A 15,749-nucleotide genomic window follows, 5' to 3' on the forward strand; every position below is an offset into this window, starting at 1 on the left:
CGTCCCATGCCAGGCGACTGATCAGGCCTTGGTGCCGATCAGCCGCAGACGCATGACGCCGCCATCCGGATGCATGGCGAAACGCACATGCGTGACAGGGCCGATATCGGCAAGTGCCTGGCCAGAGAAGGTGTGTTCCTTGTCCATCTCAAGCTTCTGGCGCCCCAATATCGGCATCCAGAGTTCCGAAGCAGCAATGTCGGCCTGGCTCAGCACATCGCCAGCGTCAGGGAGATAAGCCCCGAGCAATTCACAGCTATCGGGATAATTCCCCTTGAAGAAATGCGTATCTACGACCACACGGGATATGTGCCCGGCATGCCCGAGCCGGATGATCGCCCAGTCGTGGCCCGGACCGCGACGACGCTTGGTTTCCCAACCGTCACCCATATTGATGCCACGCCCCGTCGACAGCATCTTGTCCGGATGGCCGTAATGGGCGTCAGACCAGGCCAGCGATTTGGACCCATGGAAGATATAGGCGAGATCGATTTCGTCCTGATCCCCGATCTTCGACCAGTCGAAATAGGCGGCACCATAGACCCGCAGACGTGCCACACCGCCATCAGGATAGATATTCAGCCGCAGATGCGTCCACACCTTGTCCTGACCGACATTTTCAAAGAAATGCTGCGCTGACGGACCCAGATCATGCTTGCTCACCAGCTCGGTCCAGACCGTGTCGTCAACCGGCTCACCATCGGCAATATAGGCAGCCTCGATGGAACAGGCTGGCGGATAATTGCCCGTGAAGAACCGCGTATCCACATCGAAGCCGAAGATGCGACCGGGCATGGCGAGCCTGACAATGGCCCAGTCGTGCCCGGGCACGCGCTTGCGCCGGCTTTCCCAGCCATCCATGTATTTGCCGTTGTCGTCATAGAGGTCCGGATCGAATTCCGCCGGACGATCTTCCAGCATGCGCGACAGCGGCGCAAAAAACTCGTCGCTGGACGCAATCCCGACGGCCCCCAGCCGCGCCGAGGCGAGATTAATGGCGCCGGCGGCAAAACCGGGCATGTCTACTGTGGAAATTTCGGGCATATCAGGTCTCCGGAAGAAGGGCTTCGAGGCGCAGTCGGGCGATTTTCTCAACCTGCCCGCAGGCGGTCGCAAACTCCACCTCGATGCTATTGTCAATGCGCGCTTCAAAAGCGGCTAGAATATCGGTTTTGTCGAGGCCTTTTACAGCAATAATAAAGGGAAAGCCGAAGTCCCGCGTATATCGCTCGTTGAGTTGCGTAAAGCGGCTGAACTCGGCCTCTGTCAGCCGGTCGAGCCCGGCACCGGCCTGCTCGTTGCGGCTATCCTCGGTCAAGTCCCCCGAAACAGCCAGCTTTCCGGCAAGATCCGGATGCGCACACAATACCCCCAATCGCGCGTCACGTGTCGCGCTTCGAAATTCCTCACAAAGCGCGGAATGCACTGCCGCAGCCGTCAGGGGCAGCGCGATCTTGCCGGCATCCCAGGCACGCTCAGCAATAAAGGGCGAATGCTCAAAAACCCCGCCATAGCTGGAAATGAACTCGTCTCTGGTCATAGGCTCACCATGCCGGCTTGTGGTGTTCATGCCAGTGGCGGGCGATATCGATCCGCTTGGGCACCCAGACCTTCTCGTGACTGGTCACATAATCGATGAAACGGGCAAGGGCTGCCGCCCGACCGGGACGACCGACGAGCCGGCAATGCAGTCCGACACTCATCATCTTCGGTGCGCCGTTCTTGCCCTCCTCATAGAGAACGTCGAACGCGTCCTTGAGATAGGTGAAGAACTGGTCACCGGAATTGAACCCTTGAGGCGTTGCAAACCGCATGTCGTTGGTTTCCAGAGTATAGGGAATGATGAGAAACGGCTTGCCGTCAGCGTCCGGTACCCAATACGGCAGATCATCGGCATAGCTGTCGGAGGAATAGACGAAGCCGCCCTCCTCCATCACCAGCTTCAGCGTGTTGTCGGACGGCTTGCCCTGATACATGCCGAGCGGATGGGATCCGGTCAGCTCCTTGTGCAGCCGTACGGCTTCAAGAATGTGCTTTCTCTCTTCCTCTTCGGAATAGTCCTTGTATTCCAGCCAGCGATAGCCGTGCGAGGCAATTTCCCAATCCGCCTCCTTCATTGCGGCCACCGCTTCCGGATTGCGCGCCATGGCAAGCGTTACACCATAAACGGTCACCGGCACCTGTCGCTCTGTAAACATGCGCCACAAGCGCCAGAAACCGGCGCGCGAGCCATATTCGTAGATCGATTCCATATTGAGATTGCGCTGGCCGGGCCAAGGCTGCGCGCCGACGATCTCCGACAACAGGCTTTCCGAGGCCCTGTCGCCATCCATGATGCTGCTCTCGCCGCCTTCTTCGTAATTGACGACGAATTGAACGGCGATCCGCGCCGCGTCCGGCCATTTCGGATCGGGCGCATTGCGGCCATAGCCGACGAGATTGCGGGGATAGGTCTTGGTTGTCATACGGTCATCCTGGCTCGTGATGACGCAAACGGTAAGCAGGACAACTCCATATGTCGAGATACAAAACCGGAAACAGTGCGCCGCCATTTAGGCAATGCGGAACAGCTTGAGTGCAATCAGGCGATCTTGCGCGCCGATACACGTCCCATCGGATGCAGGGAATGCACCATAAAAGGCGCACCCGGCTCGCGCTCGACAAACAGCGCCAGATTGGTAAAGGGCACGGGCCGGTGCAGTAGCGGCTCGAAGTAATCCCGGAGCGCCCGGTCGATCCGCGCCATATGCGTGGCCTGCACAGGGCCGGTCAACGGCATCTGGAAGCGGTATTCCTCCATCACATGAGGATTTCCCCAGCGATGCAGATTGGCAAATTGCGGTGCCGTCAGATGATCAGGATTGCGCCGCTCGATCTCAGCTTCCGTAAGAGGCGCGGCATAAGCGTGGAAATGCTGAACCACGGTCGCCGCAAGAGTCTCGATTTCGGCACAGGGCAACCTGAGACCCAAACCGAAGTGATTGCTGAACCGCATGACCTCGAGGCTTTCAATGACGAAGGGCTCGACCGTGCCGGCAAACCGCATGAGTTCACGCAGCAAGGCCGGCTCGCTCGTATCGGCATGCAAGGCAAAGGGCGCCTTCAGTTCAGCATGAAATCCATAGCGGCGCGGCAAGGCTGTCTGGAAGGCGATATCGTGGTGATAGACACCCAGACTGTCCGGATGCTCGACCTCTTCGCCCGAATAGACGCTGCGACCCAGCCAGCTTGCGCCTGCCAGTGTCAACGGATCGCCATAAGAAGGCGTGAAGAAGATGGCGTAGCGCATGGCATTCCTCGTCCGTTCGGGTCACATCGGCGTTAATCACCGATTGCTCATGCAGATAGGTGATTTGCATGACAATTTGACGAAGAATCAGAGGGATGGCTCGCGTTTAGCGCGAAGCCGATTCCAGATGCGCAGAAAAGAGGAAGGATGCAGGCAGATCGATAGCGCGATCGCCGACCAGGGCCATGACCGCATCTGCCAGCTGATGCGCCACCCCGAAGCTCACCTTGAAGCCGCCGGTAAACGCCAGGATATTGGAGTGAGCCGGATGCGGGCCGATCATGGGATCGCGCCCAATCGCCTTGGGCCGCAAGCCGGCCCAGCGCGCGATCACAGGCGCATCGGTCAGAACCGGAGCAATCCTGCGGGCCTCGGCAATCAAGGTCTCCAGTTGCGCATCGGTATCGTCTGCGGAGGAAAAACTGTTTTCACTGGTACTGCCGATCGCAACAATCCCATCATCGTGCGGAACGACGTAGAGACCATCGCGAAAGATCAATGGCCGATCCTCCAACCCCTCAGCCTTCATCAGGGCCGCCTGCCCCTTGACCGGCATACCCAGGGGCTTTTTCGTCGGTTCGCCAAGCCCTTGCAGCAATGGGAATGACTGATGCCCAGCCGCAATCAGGCAATGCCCGAACACAACTGTATCGCCATCGGAAAGGCGTGCACTGCTGGCATTCGGCTGGAGCGCAGCGACACTGGAATTCTCAACGATACGCACATGTTTGGCCCGCCTGAGCAGCGTGATGAGAACGGCGAGCAGTTGCCGTGGCGACACCCGGCCGGCAAGCGTATCGTGCACGATCCCATGTTCCGCCACATCGGCAGAGGGCCAGCCGCCGATCATCGGACTATCAAAGACCTCCCAGCGAAAATCATGACCTGTTGCCTGCCAGTTCACCTTCGCCTCAAGCGCTTGCCGCTCCGCCGTTACGCGATGATGCGCCGTGGGCAGCGGAATGATCCGCCCGCAACGCCGATAGCCTGACTTCAATCCGCTTTCGGCTTCCAGCCGTTCGATTTCCTCTTCAAGTGCGATCAATGCGGTGAACTGGAATTGCTTTTTCGGGTTCCATCGCTCCGGCGCATGCGCCATCAGCGCGCCCAGAACGCCACCGCTTGCACCCTGCCCCAGAACACCGGCATCCACGAGCAATGTGTTGATACCCAGCCGCTCGGCCTTGAGTGCAGCCCAAAGCCCCATAATGCCGCCGCCGACAATCAAAAGATCGACGGAAGATTGACCGCCGGCTCCGGTCAGAATATCGGCTTCAGGCATGACAGTTACAAATCTCGATCCAGCGGATAAAAATGAGGACAATGCCCTCGTCTGGCACGAGGGCGATATGCCTTATTCAACCGCCTTTGGCGACCACTTTTATTGCCAGACCGATGGCAGGCTTGAATGTGGTCATGTCTTCATGGCCGGCAACGGCCTGCCGGAGCGCTGGCATTCGGCCGGCAAGTTCCGCATCGGCGAGCTCGGTTTCGGCACCGGTCTGAACGCCTGCGAAACCTGGCGGCAATGGAAGCTGGAACGTAAGCCGGGCGGACACCTGCATTTCACATCCTTCGAACTCTATCCGATGAGCCGGGACGCGATTGACCGCGCCCTCGCGCATTGGCCGGAACTGGATGCCGAAAGACAGGCGCTGACCGCACTTTGGCCCGATACTCCGAAAGACGTGATCGATATAACGCTGGACGACGCCACACGCCTGACGGTGGTGTGCGGGAACGCCTTGCCCAATGTCCGATCGGCGCAGGCCCTGTTCGATGCCTGGTATCTCGATGGTTTTGCCCCCTCGCGTAACCCCGACATGTGGTCACCTGAACTGATGCAGGCCGTCCACGACCGCACCGCGGAAAACGGCAGTTTCGCCACCTATGCCGCCGCCGGTTTCGTCCGTCGCAACCTGATCGCAGCCGGCTTCAATCTCGAGCGCCGCAAGGGCTTTGCCGGCAAAAGGGAGATGCTGTGCGGGGTAAGATCGGCGGGCTGACCGTCACATCGATCAGCCCTGAGCGCCTTTGGACGATGCGCGCGCGTCGGCGAAATCCTTCAGCCAGACGGCAATCTTCTGTTCCAGCAGTTCGGGACTGATCGGTTTGGAGAGATAATCGTCCATTCCCGCCGCCAGACACATGTCGCGATCGCTGTCGAGCGCATGCGCCGTTACAGCGACGATCGGCACATGCTGCCTGGCGCCCATCAGGTTTTCCTTGGCGCGAATGGTACGGGTTGCCTCGTGTCCGTTCATCACAGGCATGGAGACATCCATGAGGATCATGCGCGGATTGTCGCGCTCCCAAGCAGCGACTGCTTCCTCACCGTTCTGCACAATCTTGAAGCTCAATGGGGTCGCCTGAAGGATCTGCGTGAAGACGATCTGGTTCACCTCGTTATCTTCTGCCACCAGCACATCGAGGTCACTGCCACCCTGCGGGACAGTGTTTTCAGGTTTTGCCGGCAGCGGCGTCGGCTTGGCTGCCACGGGAAGGTTCGGGCCGTTCCCGGCAGATGGAGCAGCGTTCAAACCACGTTTCAGCCGTGCCGCCCGCGTCACATCGATAATGGCCTTGCGCAGCATGCTGGCCCGCGCCGGCTTCATCAGGTGCGCCTGAATATTGAGTTCATCCAGAATATCGTCGTCACCAACCATGTCCATGGAGGTCAAGAAGATGATGGCAATCTCGTCGAAGCGGTGATCGGCACGAATGCGCCGCGCGAGCTCAACGCCATTCATCTCCGGCATATGATAGTCGATCACCAGGGCATCGACATGCAGGCCGAGCCGCACGGCTTCGTCGAGAAGGGTGAGAGCCTGCCGACCGCCATCAACGGCCACGCCGTCGAACCCCCAGCTGGCCAATTGTTCAGACAGGATCTGCCGGTTGATCGGATTGTCGTCGATCGCGACGACACGGGCATCCTTGACCAGCAACGGCACGCCCTCTTGCGGCTTGCTGTCGGTCGAGATGGCGAGCGGAATATGGATCGAGAAGGTTGATCCGGCTCCCACCGTGCTCTCGACCTCCATATGTCCACCAAACAGGTCGACGAGACCAGCGGTGATTGCCAGCCCCAGCCCGGTTCCCTCATGGCGGCGCGTCGAGGACGTATCTACCTGTGAGAATTTCTCGAAGATCGACTGCCGCATGACCTCCGGGATACCAATTCCGGTGTCTTCGATACGCACGGACAGCATCATCTGCTCATTCGACTGCGGCTCTCCGGATACCTCGATCAGGACATGCCCCGTCTCGGTGAACTTGATGGCATTGCCAAGCAGATTGGTGATGATCTGACGGAACCGCCCGGCGTCGCCCTGCAAAAGGTGACGCATGGCAGGATCAGCGCGAACGATCAGTTCGAGATCCTTCTCGGAGGCCGATGCCGACAGCAGCGTGGCAACATCCTCGATTGCTTCGACGGGGTCAAATGTCGCCTTGCGCAGTTTCAACTGGCCGGCGTCGATCTTGGAGAAATCCAGAATGTCATTGATGATCGTCAGAAGCGCATTGCCCGATTTGACGATGATGTCGACAAAGGTCTTCTGTCGCGTTTCAAGCTGCGATTTCGACAACAGCTCGGCCATGCCCAGCACACCATTCATCGGTGTGCGGATTTCATGGCTCATATTCGCCAGAAACTCGGATTTCACCCGGTCCGCCATCTCGGCCCGTGCCAGAAGTGCCTTGAGCTCGAGTTCGCGATCCTTCACTTCTGTCATGTCGGTGAAGACCAACATCCAGTGTCCGCGACCGCTGACGATTGCTTCCACTTGTACCCAGGTCGTTCCGTCAGCCAGAAATGTCAGCGAGAAGTTTTCGTTGGCGCGAATGCTCTCATGCCATTCCCTCAAAAGCGGCAAGGCTTCCGCTCCGAAATCGCCGCGCCGCGCGCAAAAAGCAAAGCAATGACGCCAGGCATTTCCCTTATCCAGAAGAGAGGCCGGGGCATTGAGCATGCGCGACAGCGCGATGCTGTTTTCGATGATCACCCCGTCCTGGATGATCGCAAGTCCCTGAGACATCACTTGTGTGGCGTCCTGCCACAAATAACCCAGACGTTCGAGCTCGGCGCGCGCCTTGTCGATTTCGATTTCTCTCTCGCGCAGGTCGGTCATATTGGCATAGACAAGCAGGATCTTGTTGTCCGGCATGCGCTTGGATGTAATCGACACGAGCTTTCCGTCGACGCCGGACAACTCGCGCTGAAGCGTGCCTTCGAGCTGGCTCAACTCTTTCGCACGATCCTCGAAATTCTTGTCAAATGTCTCGTCTTGGGCCCAGGTCCAGCCCCGGTGGTAATTCGCCTCGGAAAGGTCGCGGAAACTCACGCCTTCCAGCGGACGGTCCACCGACAGATCCCAGATCTCGTAAACCTTCTCGTTGGCGAACTCGATGTTGAGGTCCTCTGTCAGGATCATCACGCCAACCGGCATGGTCCGCATGATGCCTTCCAGATAGTCGTTCAACCGTTCTGCCTCAGACCGGGCTTGGATCAATTCCTTCTTCTGGGCAACCAGCGCGCTCACATCGGAGATCGAACCGACGATATAATGTTGCCCGCTGGGCAGGGTAATCCGGTTGATCCGCGTGATCGCTGACATTTTGCGCTTGTCGACAGTCTCAAAGTCATGTTCGCGCTGGACACTCTTTCCTGTCGTCAGGATCTCGTTGTTCTCGTCCTCGAAACGCTTTGCTTTGTCGGTAAAAAGATCGCTTTCGCGCGTCCCGTAAAGTGTGTCGCGGGTCTTGCCCAACAGCGTCTCATAGGCGGCATTGACGAAGACAAGGCGGTGATCATCGTCCCGGACGAACATCGGCACCGGCATCTGCTCTATCGCCGCGCGAAACAACGCGGATTCTCGCTCATGCGCACGCAAGTCCGAGACATCGATATAGCTGAGGAGATATTGCCCGGTTTCCAGAGGCTTCCCGCGCACGGAAAGCGACGTCCCATCCGGACGTTCGAATTGCCAGGAAGCGGTAAGCTTGTTTTTAAGCTTGTCCTTGCGATCAGCAAATATCTCAGCGGGGCTGGGGCCTTCGGGATCGTAAATACCACGCTTATGGCTCCCCACGATCATATCCAGATATGAACGCCCCGTCAGCTTGGACGCATCAGGCACTGCCCACATCCGGGTGAAGGCCTCATTGGCGTATTCGATGCGGAATTCATGATCGAGGAGTAGTATGCCGACAGGCATGGCGCGCAACAGGCTTTCGACTTGCGCCCGCAATATCTCAACCTCGTGCTGAGCTTCACTCAACTGCGTTTCGCGCGCTTTCAGTTCTGACATATTGGTGAAAGAACCGAGCAGATAAGGCTTGCCATCGTCACCGATAATGCGACGTCGGCTGGTAAGCACATGAACGGGCGACGTTGGCGTGCCGAATATTTCTTCGTTTTCAAATGCCGTGCCATCGTCGAGAACGCTTTGATTGAGCTCGTAAAGATGTTGTCCGACATCTTCACCCATCGTTTCAATCTCGCTCTTGTCGAGCAGATCAATCTTGCGAAGACCCAAGAGATCGCAATAGGCCTTGTTGACGATCAACATCTTATGATCGGCATCGCGCAGGAATGTCGGCGACGGCAGCTCTTCTACAATCGTCTTCAAGAGACCATCTGCAACGGGGCGGTTCTCATTCGCCTGTACCGGTGCAGCGGCCACAGGCGGCAGATCCGCCTCCCCGTCCAGAAACTCTCCGAACAGATAGAGGCTCTCATCCTCGTCAACGAAACGCTCGATCATGACGCCGCGACGTCCCGGCCCATCCGGCTCGAAACTCAAGGCTTCTTGCTCTTCGCCGAAAACGAGCGCCTTGCACTCGATATCCTCAATCGCCTTGTCTTCTCTGCGGCCGAAGAGTTCGAAGCTGGTCTTGCCAATGAAGTCATCCGGCGAAAGGCCGAAGAAGCGGGCATAGGCAGCATTCACCACGACATGGCGAAGCTCGCAGTCCTTCACATAGGCAGGCTGCGGCAGGTCGCCAATTCTCTCACTTGCGAGCTTGAGCAAGCTGCTGTGCCGCGTCAAAAACGCCTCCTCAAAACCAGTCTTCTTCGCCGCCGGACGCGGTCTTTGTGTAAAATCATCAAAATACTCGGCCTACCGGCAACCCGACTCAGCACAAGATAGATCCAATTCGTTAACCATTCGCAACATGCGCAAATACTGAATCGCCCGTCCCTGTATCTTGTCCAATGTTCCAGATGAGCCGGGTGATTGTCGCATTTGGCGGAAGAAATATTGTTTCAACTCTGTCAAATTCAGGGTCTATCAAAAGGAACGGTATTTTCATGACGAATGATATCTCCACAGCCTTGCCCGAGACTGATAGTAGCGCACCCGCTCCTGAGCGCCGACGCCGATCGTCGAGCAGATCAGGGGAACGTCAACGCACGGTGCTGGATCGACACTACAGCAGCCTCGTCAACCCGACTGCCCACAGCGAACTGCTGTCTGCCGATGCACTGGAGAATATCCACCAGGCCTCGTTGACGGTTCTCGAGGACGTCGGCATGGATATCATGCTGCCCGAGGCGCGGGACTATATGAAGCGTGCCGGCGCAGACGTTCATCCAGGCTCCGACCGCGTGCGCTTTGATCGAAACCTGATCATGCAGTTGATTGCCTCGGCACCGTCGCAGTTCACCCTTCATGCCCGCAATAGCGCCCGCAATGTCGCCATCGGTGGCCGGAATCTGGCCTTTGCCCAGATCGCATCCGCACCTTTTGTCAGCGATCTTGAAGGTGGACGACGGGCCGGCAATCAGGCGGACTACCGCAAGCTGTTAAAGCTCGCCCAGTCCTTTGACATCATTCACATGACCGGCGGATATCCCGTCGAACCGACTGACATCCATGCATCCATCCGCCATCTGGACTGCTTGTCTGACCTGGTCAAACTGACCGATAAGCCATTCCATTGCTATTCGCTCGGTAAACAGCGCAATCTCGATGCGCTGGAGATCGCACGCATCGGCAGAGGCATCACGGCAGAACAGATGGAGATGGAGCCGACGCTCTTTACCGTCATCAATTCCTCCTCTCCTCTCAGACTGGATGGCCCGATGCTTCAGGGCATCATCGAAATGTCCTCCCGCAACCAGCCCGTGATCATGACTCCGTTCACCCTGGCGGGGGCCATGGCCCCGGTGACGATTGCCGGCGCCTTGGTCCAGCAGAATGCCGAGGCTCTGTGCGGCATAGCCTTCACCCAGATGGTGCGAAAGGGCGCACCCGTCATTTACGGCGGCTTCACATCCAACGTGGACATGAAGACCGGTGCACCTGCCTTTGGCACACCGGAATACATGAAGGCCGTGATCGCCGGTGGTCAGCTTGCACGCCGCTACAACCTGCCCTACCGCACCTCCAACACCAACGCCTCCAACACGGTCGATTCCCAGGCAGCCTATGAATCGGCCTTCTCGCTCTGGGCCCTTACGCAAGGCGGCGGCAACTTCATCATGCATGCCGCCGGCTGGTCGGAAGGCGGGCTTACCGCATCCTTCGAGAAGTTCATTCTGGATGTCGACATGCTGCAGATGGTGGCCGAATTCCTCAAACCGCTCGATACATCGCCGGATGCCCTGGCACTGGATGCCATCCGCGAGGTCGGCCCAGGCGGCCACTTCTTCGGAACAGCGCATACGCTGGCACGCTATGAGAGCGCCTTCTATTCCCCGATCCTGTCTGACTGGCGCAACTTCGAGACATGGACCGATGCCGGACGCCCAACCACATTCGAACACGCCAGCCGCGTCTGCAGGCAAACACTGAACGCCTATGAGCGGCCACCGCTGGATCCGGCCATCGAGGAAGAGCTCGACGCTTTCGTTGCAAGACGCAAGGAAGAAGGCGGTGTACAGACCGACTTCTGATCAGCCCTTTTGCAGTCGCTGCAGATAGACCTCATAGGCCTGATGCGGCTCCAGGGTGAAACGGTCTGACAGCATCTGCCAATCCTCGATCCTGTCGACGCGAAAGTCACGGAAATCATCGCGCATTTCGCACCATGCCGTCACCAGCCAGATGGTACCAAATGCGCACAGCGCCACAGGCAAGATCACACGCTGGCTGCGCTCGCCGTCCAGCGAATGATACGCGATCCAGATCTTGCGGGCCTCGCCGATGGCGCGGCGGATCTCCGACAGACTTTCCGTCGGTGGTTGCGAGGCAGAGCGAAAGGCATGGATCGGCGCGCCGACAAGACGCTGCCGGTGATCCTCAGGCAGGATATCCAGCATCTTGTCGCGGGCTTCGCGCGCTGATTTCCCAAGCTTTGGATCGCCCAGCATCTCGACCGCCCGCAATCCGAAGGCCAGCGCCTCCAGTTGCTCGAATGTAAAGGTGAGCGGCGGGGCATCGAACGCCTCACGCAGCATGTAGCCAACGCCCCGTTCCCCCTCGATCGGAGCGCCCGATGCCATCAGATGTTCCATATCGCGATAGATGGTGCGAGGTGCCACCTCCATCTTCTCGGCAATCTCGGCCGCCGTCATCGCTCGACCGGAGCTGCGCATGAGCTGAATGATGCGAAAAAGACGATCTGCAGGACGCATCGGCGAGCTCCTTGAAGGCTATGGCCACAAGGTTGTCAGTTGGACAATGCTAGGTCAAGCCATCTGCAACGGAGACAAAGAAGAATGACAGACACAAACGTTCTCGAAATCGCAATCTGCACGATCACGGATAGCGCAAAGGCCGAGATTGCACGTCGCGCGGCCATGCAAGCCGTACAAAACTATCCCGGTTTCCTCTCGTGGCGCGCACTCACCGGCCATGGAGACCGGCAGACGGTCGCCGACCTCGTCGAATGGAAAGATATGGACTCAGCCGAGAAGGCGGCCGCCTTGGTCCGCACCGATCCGGCCTTTGCCCCCTATATGAAGACAATCGTATCGGTAAAGCTGATGCAGCATTTCGACACCACAGATGTGATCTGAGACGCTTTGAAGCGAACGTCGGATCACGGACGCAAGGAAGCCCGAACGCGGGGGCACGTTCGGGCTTCTTCCACGCCGTTCGGCAGATGAAGGCGTGGACGGGGCTGCCAATTCAGTCGCGCCGCTTGCGTCCGGTAATCATGGCGCGAACGAGATTTTCTCGATGCTCGAGGCTCGCAAACAACACGCCGCCGATATGCAGGGCGATCAGTCCGAGCGTCGTATAGACCAGTGTCTTGTGCGTGACTTCCACCCACCCGACGCCCCACCACGCATCCGTCGTCATCATATAGCCGGTCGCAACGATACCGGTGATCATCGACAGCAACGCGATCACCATCGCACCGCCGGCGGGATTATGACCGAGATAGCGCTTGGCCCGCATTCCGGCGCTTTCAATAAGAAACCGTGCGACCGTTCGCGGATGATAGAGGAAATTGACGAAACGGGCATGGTGCGAGCCGAACAGGCCCCAGACGACCCGGACGGCGATCGAAAAGCCGATCGCATAGCCCGAATAGATATGCGCCGTCTTCCACTCGTCGCCGGTGAAAAAGGAAAAGGTAAACAGCGCGACCAGAGACCAATGAAAGACGCGCACGACCGGATCCCAGACCTGCACCGTGTCCGGCCGCCTTTCGCGGCCGGCAGGTGAGCCGGGCTGAATATGCTCGGCTGCGCTCATCAGTCTTCACCGACCTGTTCACCCGTTTCGGGATTGAACAGCGCTTCGATTTTCTTGCCGTCCTTGATGCCGTAGACCTCGAAACAACCGTTTTCGACCTTCACCTGACGGACATCGAAGCCCATGCCGGTCGCCTTTTCCTTCATCTGGTCTTCGGTCATCCACTTTTCCTTCGGCACATCACCGCACGACATGTCGTTTTCCGCATGGGCAAACCCGACAAAGGCCGTTGTTGCGAAAAGCGAGGCAAACATGATCTTTTTCATCGTAAAGTCCTTAGGATGTTGTCGGCCCGGCATCATTGCCCGGCCATGGATTGCAACCTAGTGGACCTGGACTGAGGGAAGACTGACGAGAAATGTCAGCGAAACTTCAGTCTTGTGATGATATTGAGAAGGCATGAGACATGCCCGCAAGCATCCCGTGATCACATTTGCCGCGTGCAGCACCGCCTTGATGGCTGTGCTGATGCTTGTCGTTGCCCATGCGCATGCCGGCAACGCGCATGAAGAACACCACGAACAGGAACACGACCGGGTGCTCGATGATGTAACGAGCGGCCGCATCAAGTCACTGTCGGAACTGCGCCGCACCGTTCTGTCACGGGTCGATGGGACAATTGTCGATATCGAAATCGAGCGCTGCAACGACAAGAGCTATTACGAGTTTCGCATCTTGCGCAGCGACGGTCGCGTCGTCGAGGTTGAAGTCGATGGAGAAAGCGGACTAATCCTGCAGGTGGAGAACGACTGATGCGCCTTCTCCTCGTTGAAGATGATCTGCGAATTGCGCGCGATGTGACCGCCAATCTCGAGCGCGCCGGCTATAACGTGGTTCACGAGACCGATGGTGAGGCCGGCTGGTTCTCCGGCGACGAAGAAGAATTTGCAGCAGCCATTCTCGATCTCGGCCTGCCCGGCCTGGATGGCCTGTCTGTTTTGAAACGTTGGCGTGCAGCCGGACGCACAATGCCCGTCATCATTCTGACGGCGCGCGGAAACTGGCAGGAGCGTGTCGAAGGCATCGACGCCGGTGCCGACGATTATCTGGCCAAGCCCTTCCAGATGGCAGAGCTTCTGGCGCGACTGCGCGCCATCATCCGCCGCAGCTCCGGCCAGGCCAACCCGCTGCTCGAATTTGCCGGCATCACCATAGATCCACGCAACAAGACCGTTCATCGTGGCGACGAGCAGATCGACCTGACGCCGCTCGAATATCGTTGCGTCAGCATTCTGGCCCTCAACCACGAACGCCATATTTCCCAGATCGAACTCACGGAACAGCTATATGCGCAGGATTTCGAGCGCGACAGCAACTCGGTCGAAGTTCTGATTGGCAGGCTCCGCAAGAAGCTTGGCAAGGATGTTATCGCGACACGCAGGGGATATGGCTACCGCATCGGCGGGGCGCAGGAATGATCCAATCTATCCGCGGCCGTTTTCTGATCGTGTCGGTCCTCAGTGTACTGGCGGCAATGGCACTTGCTGGTTTCGCGCTGGTGGCACTCTTTACCAACAGTCTCGAACGGCGAATCCATCAGGAACTGACCGACCATATCAACAATATTACCGGCGCACTGACCTTTGCTGCCGATGGCACACTTTTGCCCCCCGTCCGACCGATAGACGCCCGCTTCGATCGGCCGTATAGCGGCCTGTACTGGCAGGTGGAAGACGATCACAAGGGCGTGCAGCTGCGATCTGAATCGCTCTGGGATTATGTTCTTCCCCTCCCCGTCGATGACCAGAAGATCGGTGAAACAGACCGCTATTCTCTCAAGGGTCCCGACAATTCACAGGTGATCATCCAGGAACAGATGCTTCTCTTTGCGGCCCCGGATGGACAACGGCCGGTGCGGGTTGCGGTGGCGATGGACGCGAAGGTGCTGACGAAGGCACGCAACGACTTCGCCGAAGACATCATCCCCTATATGGTGGCAATCGCAGCCTTCCTGATCGCCGCTTCGCTCGCGCAGCTGACCTTCGGCCTCAAGCCGCTGTATTCCGTGAGTGAAGGCCTCAATCGCATTCGCGAGAGACAGGCAGAACGGCTGACCGGCCCCTTCCCGCGTGAGCTTTCAGCCGTCGTCGAAGCCGTCAACCGGCTGCTGGAAGCACAATCGGAAACCATCAAGCGCGCCCGTTCGCGCGCAGCCGACCTGGCCCACGGGCTGAAGACGCCCCTTACTGTCTTGTCCAACGACGCCGAGACGTTGAAAGAACGCGGAGAAAAGGACATTGGCGAGGAGCTTGCCCATCTCGCGACGGTCATGCGATCGCATGTGGATCGCGAACTGAGCCGAAGCCGGATCGCAGCAACGGGTGCGCTATCGGGCAAGAGCGCCGATCTGTCACTCGGTGTCGAGCGCATTGTCCGAACGCTCAAACGCACCCCGCGCGGAGAATATCTGGACTGGCAGGTGACGGTCGCCACCAACACTCCGGTTCCACTCGACCAGCAAGACCTTGAAGAAATGCTCGGCAATGTCATCGACAATGCCGTCAAATGGGCACGCTCCTCCATCCTTATCCAGTTCGACGAGAAGAGCCGCCGTCTTGTTATTGAAGATGATGGCCCGGGCGCAAATCCGCACGATATCAGCCGGCTGATGGAACGCGGCACGCGACTGGACCTCACCACACCTGGAACAGGTCTCGGGCTCTCCATCGTCCACGACATCGCCACCGCCTATGATCTGTCGATCTGCATCGAGAACCGGCTGTCTGGCGGATTGCGCTTCACTCTTGATTTCACGCCAGACCTTTCGGCCAGGACCACGCCCTGAACTGAATCAAAAAGACAGGTAG

At 58.3% G+C, this 15,749-nt stretch carries 15 protein-coding genes; 6 read left to right on the plus strand and 9 right to left on the minus strand.

The genetic code is table 11. The features are described from left to right. Positions 1-21: 21 nt before the first annotated feature. The 5 genes from alc to ACQQ2Q_RS12760 form a co-directional block, all read right to left on the minus strand. A complete protein-coding gene (alc, locus tag ACQQ2Q_RS12740; protein ID WP_428187433.1) occupies positions 22-1,044 on the minus strand; it encodes an allantoicase in 1,023 nt (340 codons plus the stop codon). A gap of 1 nt (position 1,045) precedes the next feature. After that, positions 1,046-1,540 (minus strand): 2-oxo-4-hydroxy-4-carboxy-5-ureidoimidazoline decarboxylase, encoded by a 495-nt coding sequence (uraD, locus tag ACQQ2Q_RS12745; RefSeq protein ID WP_428187434.1) that lies wholly within the window; start codon positions 1,538-1,540, stop codon positions 1,046-1,048. Between the two features lie 4 nt (positions 1,541-1,544). Continuing rightward, complete coding sequence (gene puuE / locus ACQQ2Q_RS12750; RefSeq protein WP_428187435.1) at positions 1,545-2,465, minus strand: allantoinase PuuE; 921 nt, start codon at positions 2,463-2,465, stop codon at positions 1,545-1,547. Between the two features lie 116 nt (positions 2,466-2,581). After that, positions 2,582-3,289, minus strand: coding sequence for a DUF1045 domain-containing protein (locus ACQQ2Q_RS12755; RefSeq protein WP_428187436.1), 708 nt, complete (start codon positions 3,287-3,289; stop codon positions 2,582-2,584). A gap of 106 nt (positions 3,290-3,395) precedes the next feature. Beyond that, the gene (locus ACQQ2Q_RS12760; RefSeq protein WP_428187437.1) at positions 3,396-4,571 is read right to left on the minus strand and encodes an NAD(P)/FAD-dependent oxidoreductase; all 1,176 of its coding nucleotides are present in this window, start codon (positions 4,569-4,571) and stop codon (positions 3,396-3,398) included. Here ACQQ2Q_RS12760 and mnmD point away from each other — a divergent pair. Further along, a complete protein-coding gene (gene mnmD / locus ACQQ2Q_RS12765) occupies positions 4,570-5,295 on the plus strand; it encodes a tRNA (5-methylaminomethyl-2-thiouridine)(34)-methyltransferase MnmD (RefSeq protein ID WP_428187438.1) in 726 nt (241 codons plus the stop codon). The two genes, ACQQ2Q_RS12760 and mnmD, sit on opposite strands and share 2 nt — an antisense overlap. Positions 5,296-5,307: 12 nt before the next feature. Here mnmD and ACQQ2Q_RS12770 read toward each other — a convergent pair whose 3' ends face one another. Then, positions 5,308-9,342, minus strand: coding sequence for a response regulator (locus ACQQ2Q_RS12770; protein ID WP_428187439.1), 4,035 nt, complete (start codon positions 9,340-9,342; stop codon positions 5,308-5,310). A 263-nt stretch (positions 9,343-9,605) separates the two neighbouring features. Here ACQQ2Q_RS12770 and ACQQ2Q_RS12775 point away from each other — a divergent pair, with 263 nt between their 5' ends. Further along, on the plus strand, positions 9,606-11,192 hold the full coding sequence (locus ACQQ2Q_RS12775) for a trimethylamine methyltransferase family protein (RefSeq protein ID WP_428187440.1): 1,587 nt from the start codon (positions 9,606-9,608) through the stop codon (positions 11,190-11,192). Here the strand turns inward: ACQQ2Q_RS12775 and ACQQ2Q_RS12780 are convergent, their stop codons facing one another. Continuing rightward, a complete protein-coding gene (locus tag ACQQ2Q_RS12780; RefSeq protein WP_428187441.1) occupies positions 11,193-11,873 on the minus strand; it encodes a helix-turn-helix transcriptional regulator in 681 nt (226 codons plus the stop codon). A gap of 84 nt (positions 11,874-11,957) precedes the next feature. On the opposite strand from ACQQ2Q_RS12780, the gene ACQQ2Q_RS12785 reads away from it, so the two are divergent. Then, a complete protein-coding gene (locus tag ACQQ2Q_RS12785) occupies positions 11,958-12,257 on the plus strand; it encodes a hypothetical protein (protein ID WP_428187442.1) in 300 nt (99 codons plus the stop codon). Positions 12,258-12,369: 112 nt separating this feature from the next. Here ACQQ2Q_RS12785 and ACQQ2Q_RS12790 read toward each other — a convergent pair whose 3' ends face one another. Both ACQQ2Q_RS12790 and ACQQ2Q_RS12795 read right to left on the minus strand, forming a co-directional pair. Next, positions 12,370-12,942, minus strand: coding sequence for a cytochrome b/b6 domain-containing protein (locus tag ACQQ2Q_RS12790; RefSeq protein WP_428187443.1), 573 nt, complete (start codon positions 12,940-12,942; stop codon positions 12,370-12,372). Then, positions 12,942-13,208, minus strand: coding sequence for a PepSY domain-containing protein (locus ACQQ2Q_RS12795; protein ID WP_428187444.1), 267 nt, complete (start codon positions 13,206-13,208; stop codon positions 12,942-12,944). The genes ACQQ2Q_RS12790 and ACQQ2Q_RS12795 overlap by 1 nt, the downstream gene beginning before the upstream one ends. A 133-nt stretch (positions 13,209-13,341) precedes the next feature. Here ACQQ2Q_RS12795 and ACQQ2Q_RS12800 point away from each other — a divergent pair, with 133 nt between their 5' ends. From ACQQ2Q_RS12800 to ACQQ2Q_RS12810, 3 genes are read left to right on the plus strand one after another with little or no spacing between them, the layout of a single operon-like run. After that, positions 13,342-13,695, plus strand: coding sequence for a PepSY domain-containing protein (locus ACQQ2Q_RS12800; protein WP_428187445.1), 354 nt, complete (start codon positions 13,342-13,344; stop codon positions 13,693-13,695). Next, positions 13,695-14,360, plus strand: coding sequence for a response regulator transcription factor (locus ACQQ2Q_RS12805; protein WP_428187446.1), 666 nt, complete (start codon positions 13,695-13,697; stop codon positions 14,358-14,360). The genes ACQQ2Q_RS12800 and ACQQ2Q_RS12805 overlap by 1 nt, the downstream gene beginning before the upstream one ends. After that, positions 14,357-15,727, plus strand: coding sequence for a sensor histidine kinase (locus ACQQ2Q_RS12810; RefSeq protein ID WP_428187447.1), 1,371 nt, complete (start codon positions 14,357-14,359; stop codon positions 15,725-15,727). Before ACQQ2Q_RS12805 ends, ACQQ2Q_RS12810 begins: the two co-directional genes overlap by 4 nt. Positions 15,728-15,749: the final 22 nt, after the last annotated feature.

The organism is Agrobacterium sp. ES01 (genome assembly GCF_050320885.1).
Classification (GTDB): domain Bacteria; phylum Pseudomonadota; class Alphaproteobacteria; order Rhizobiales; family Rhizobiaceae; genus Allorhizobium.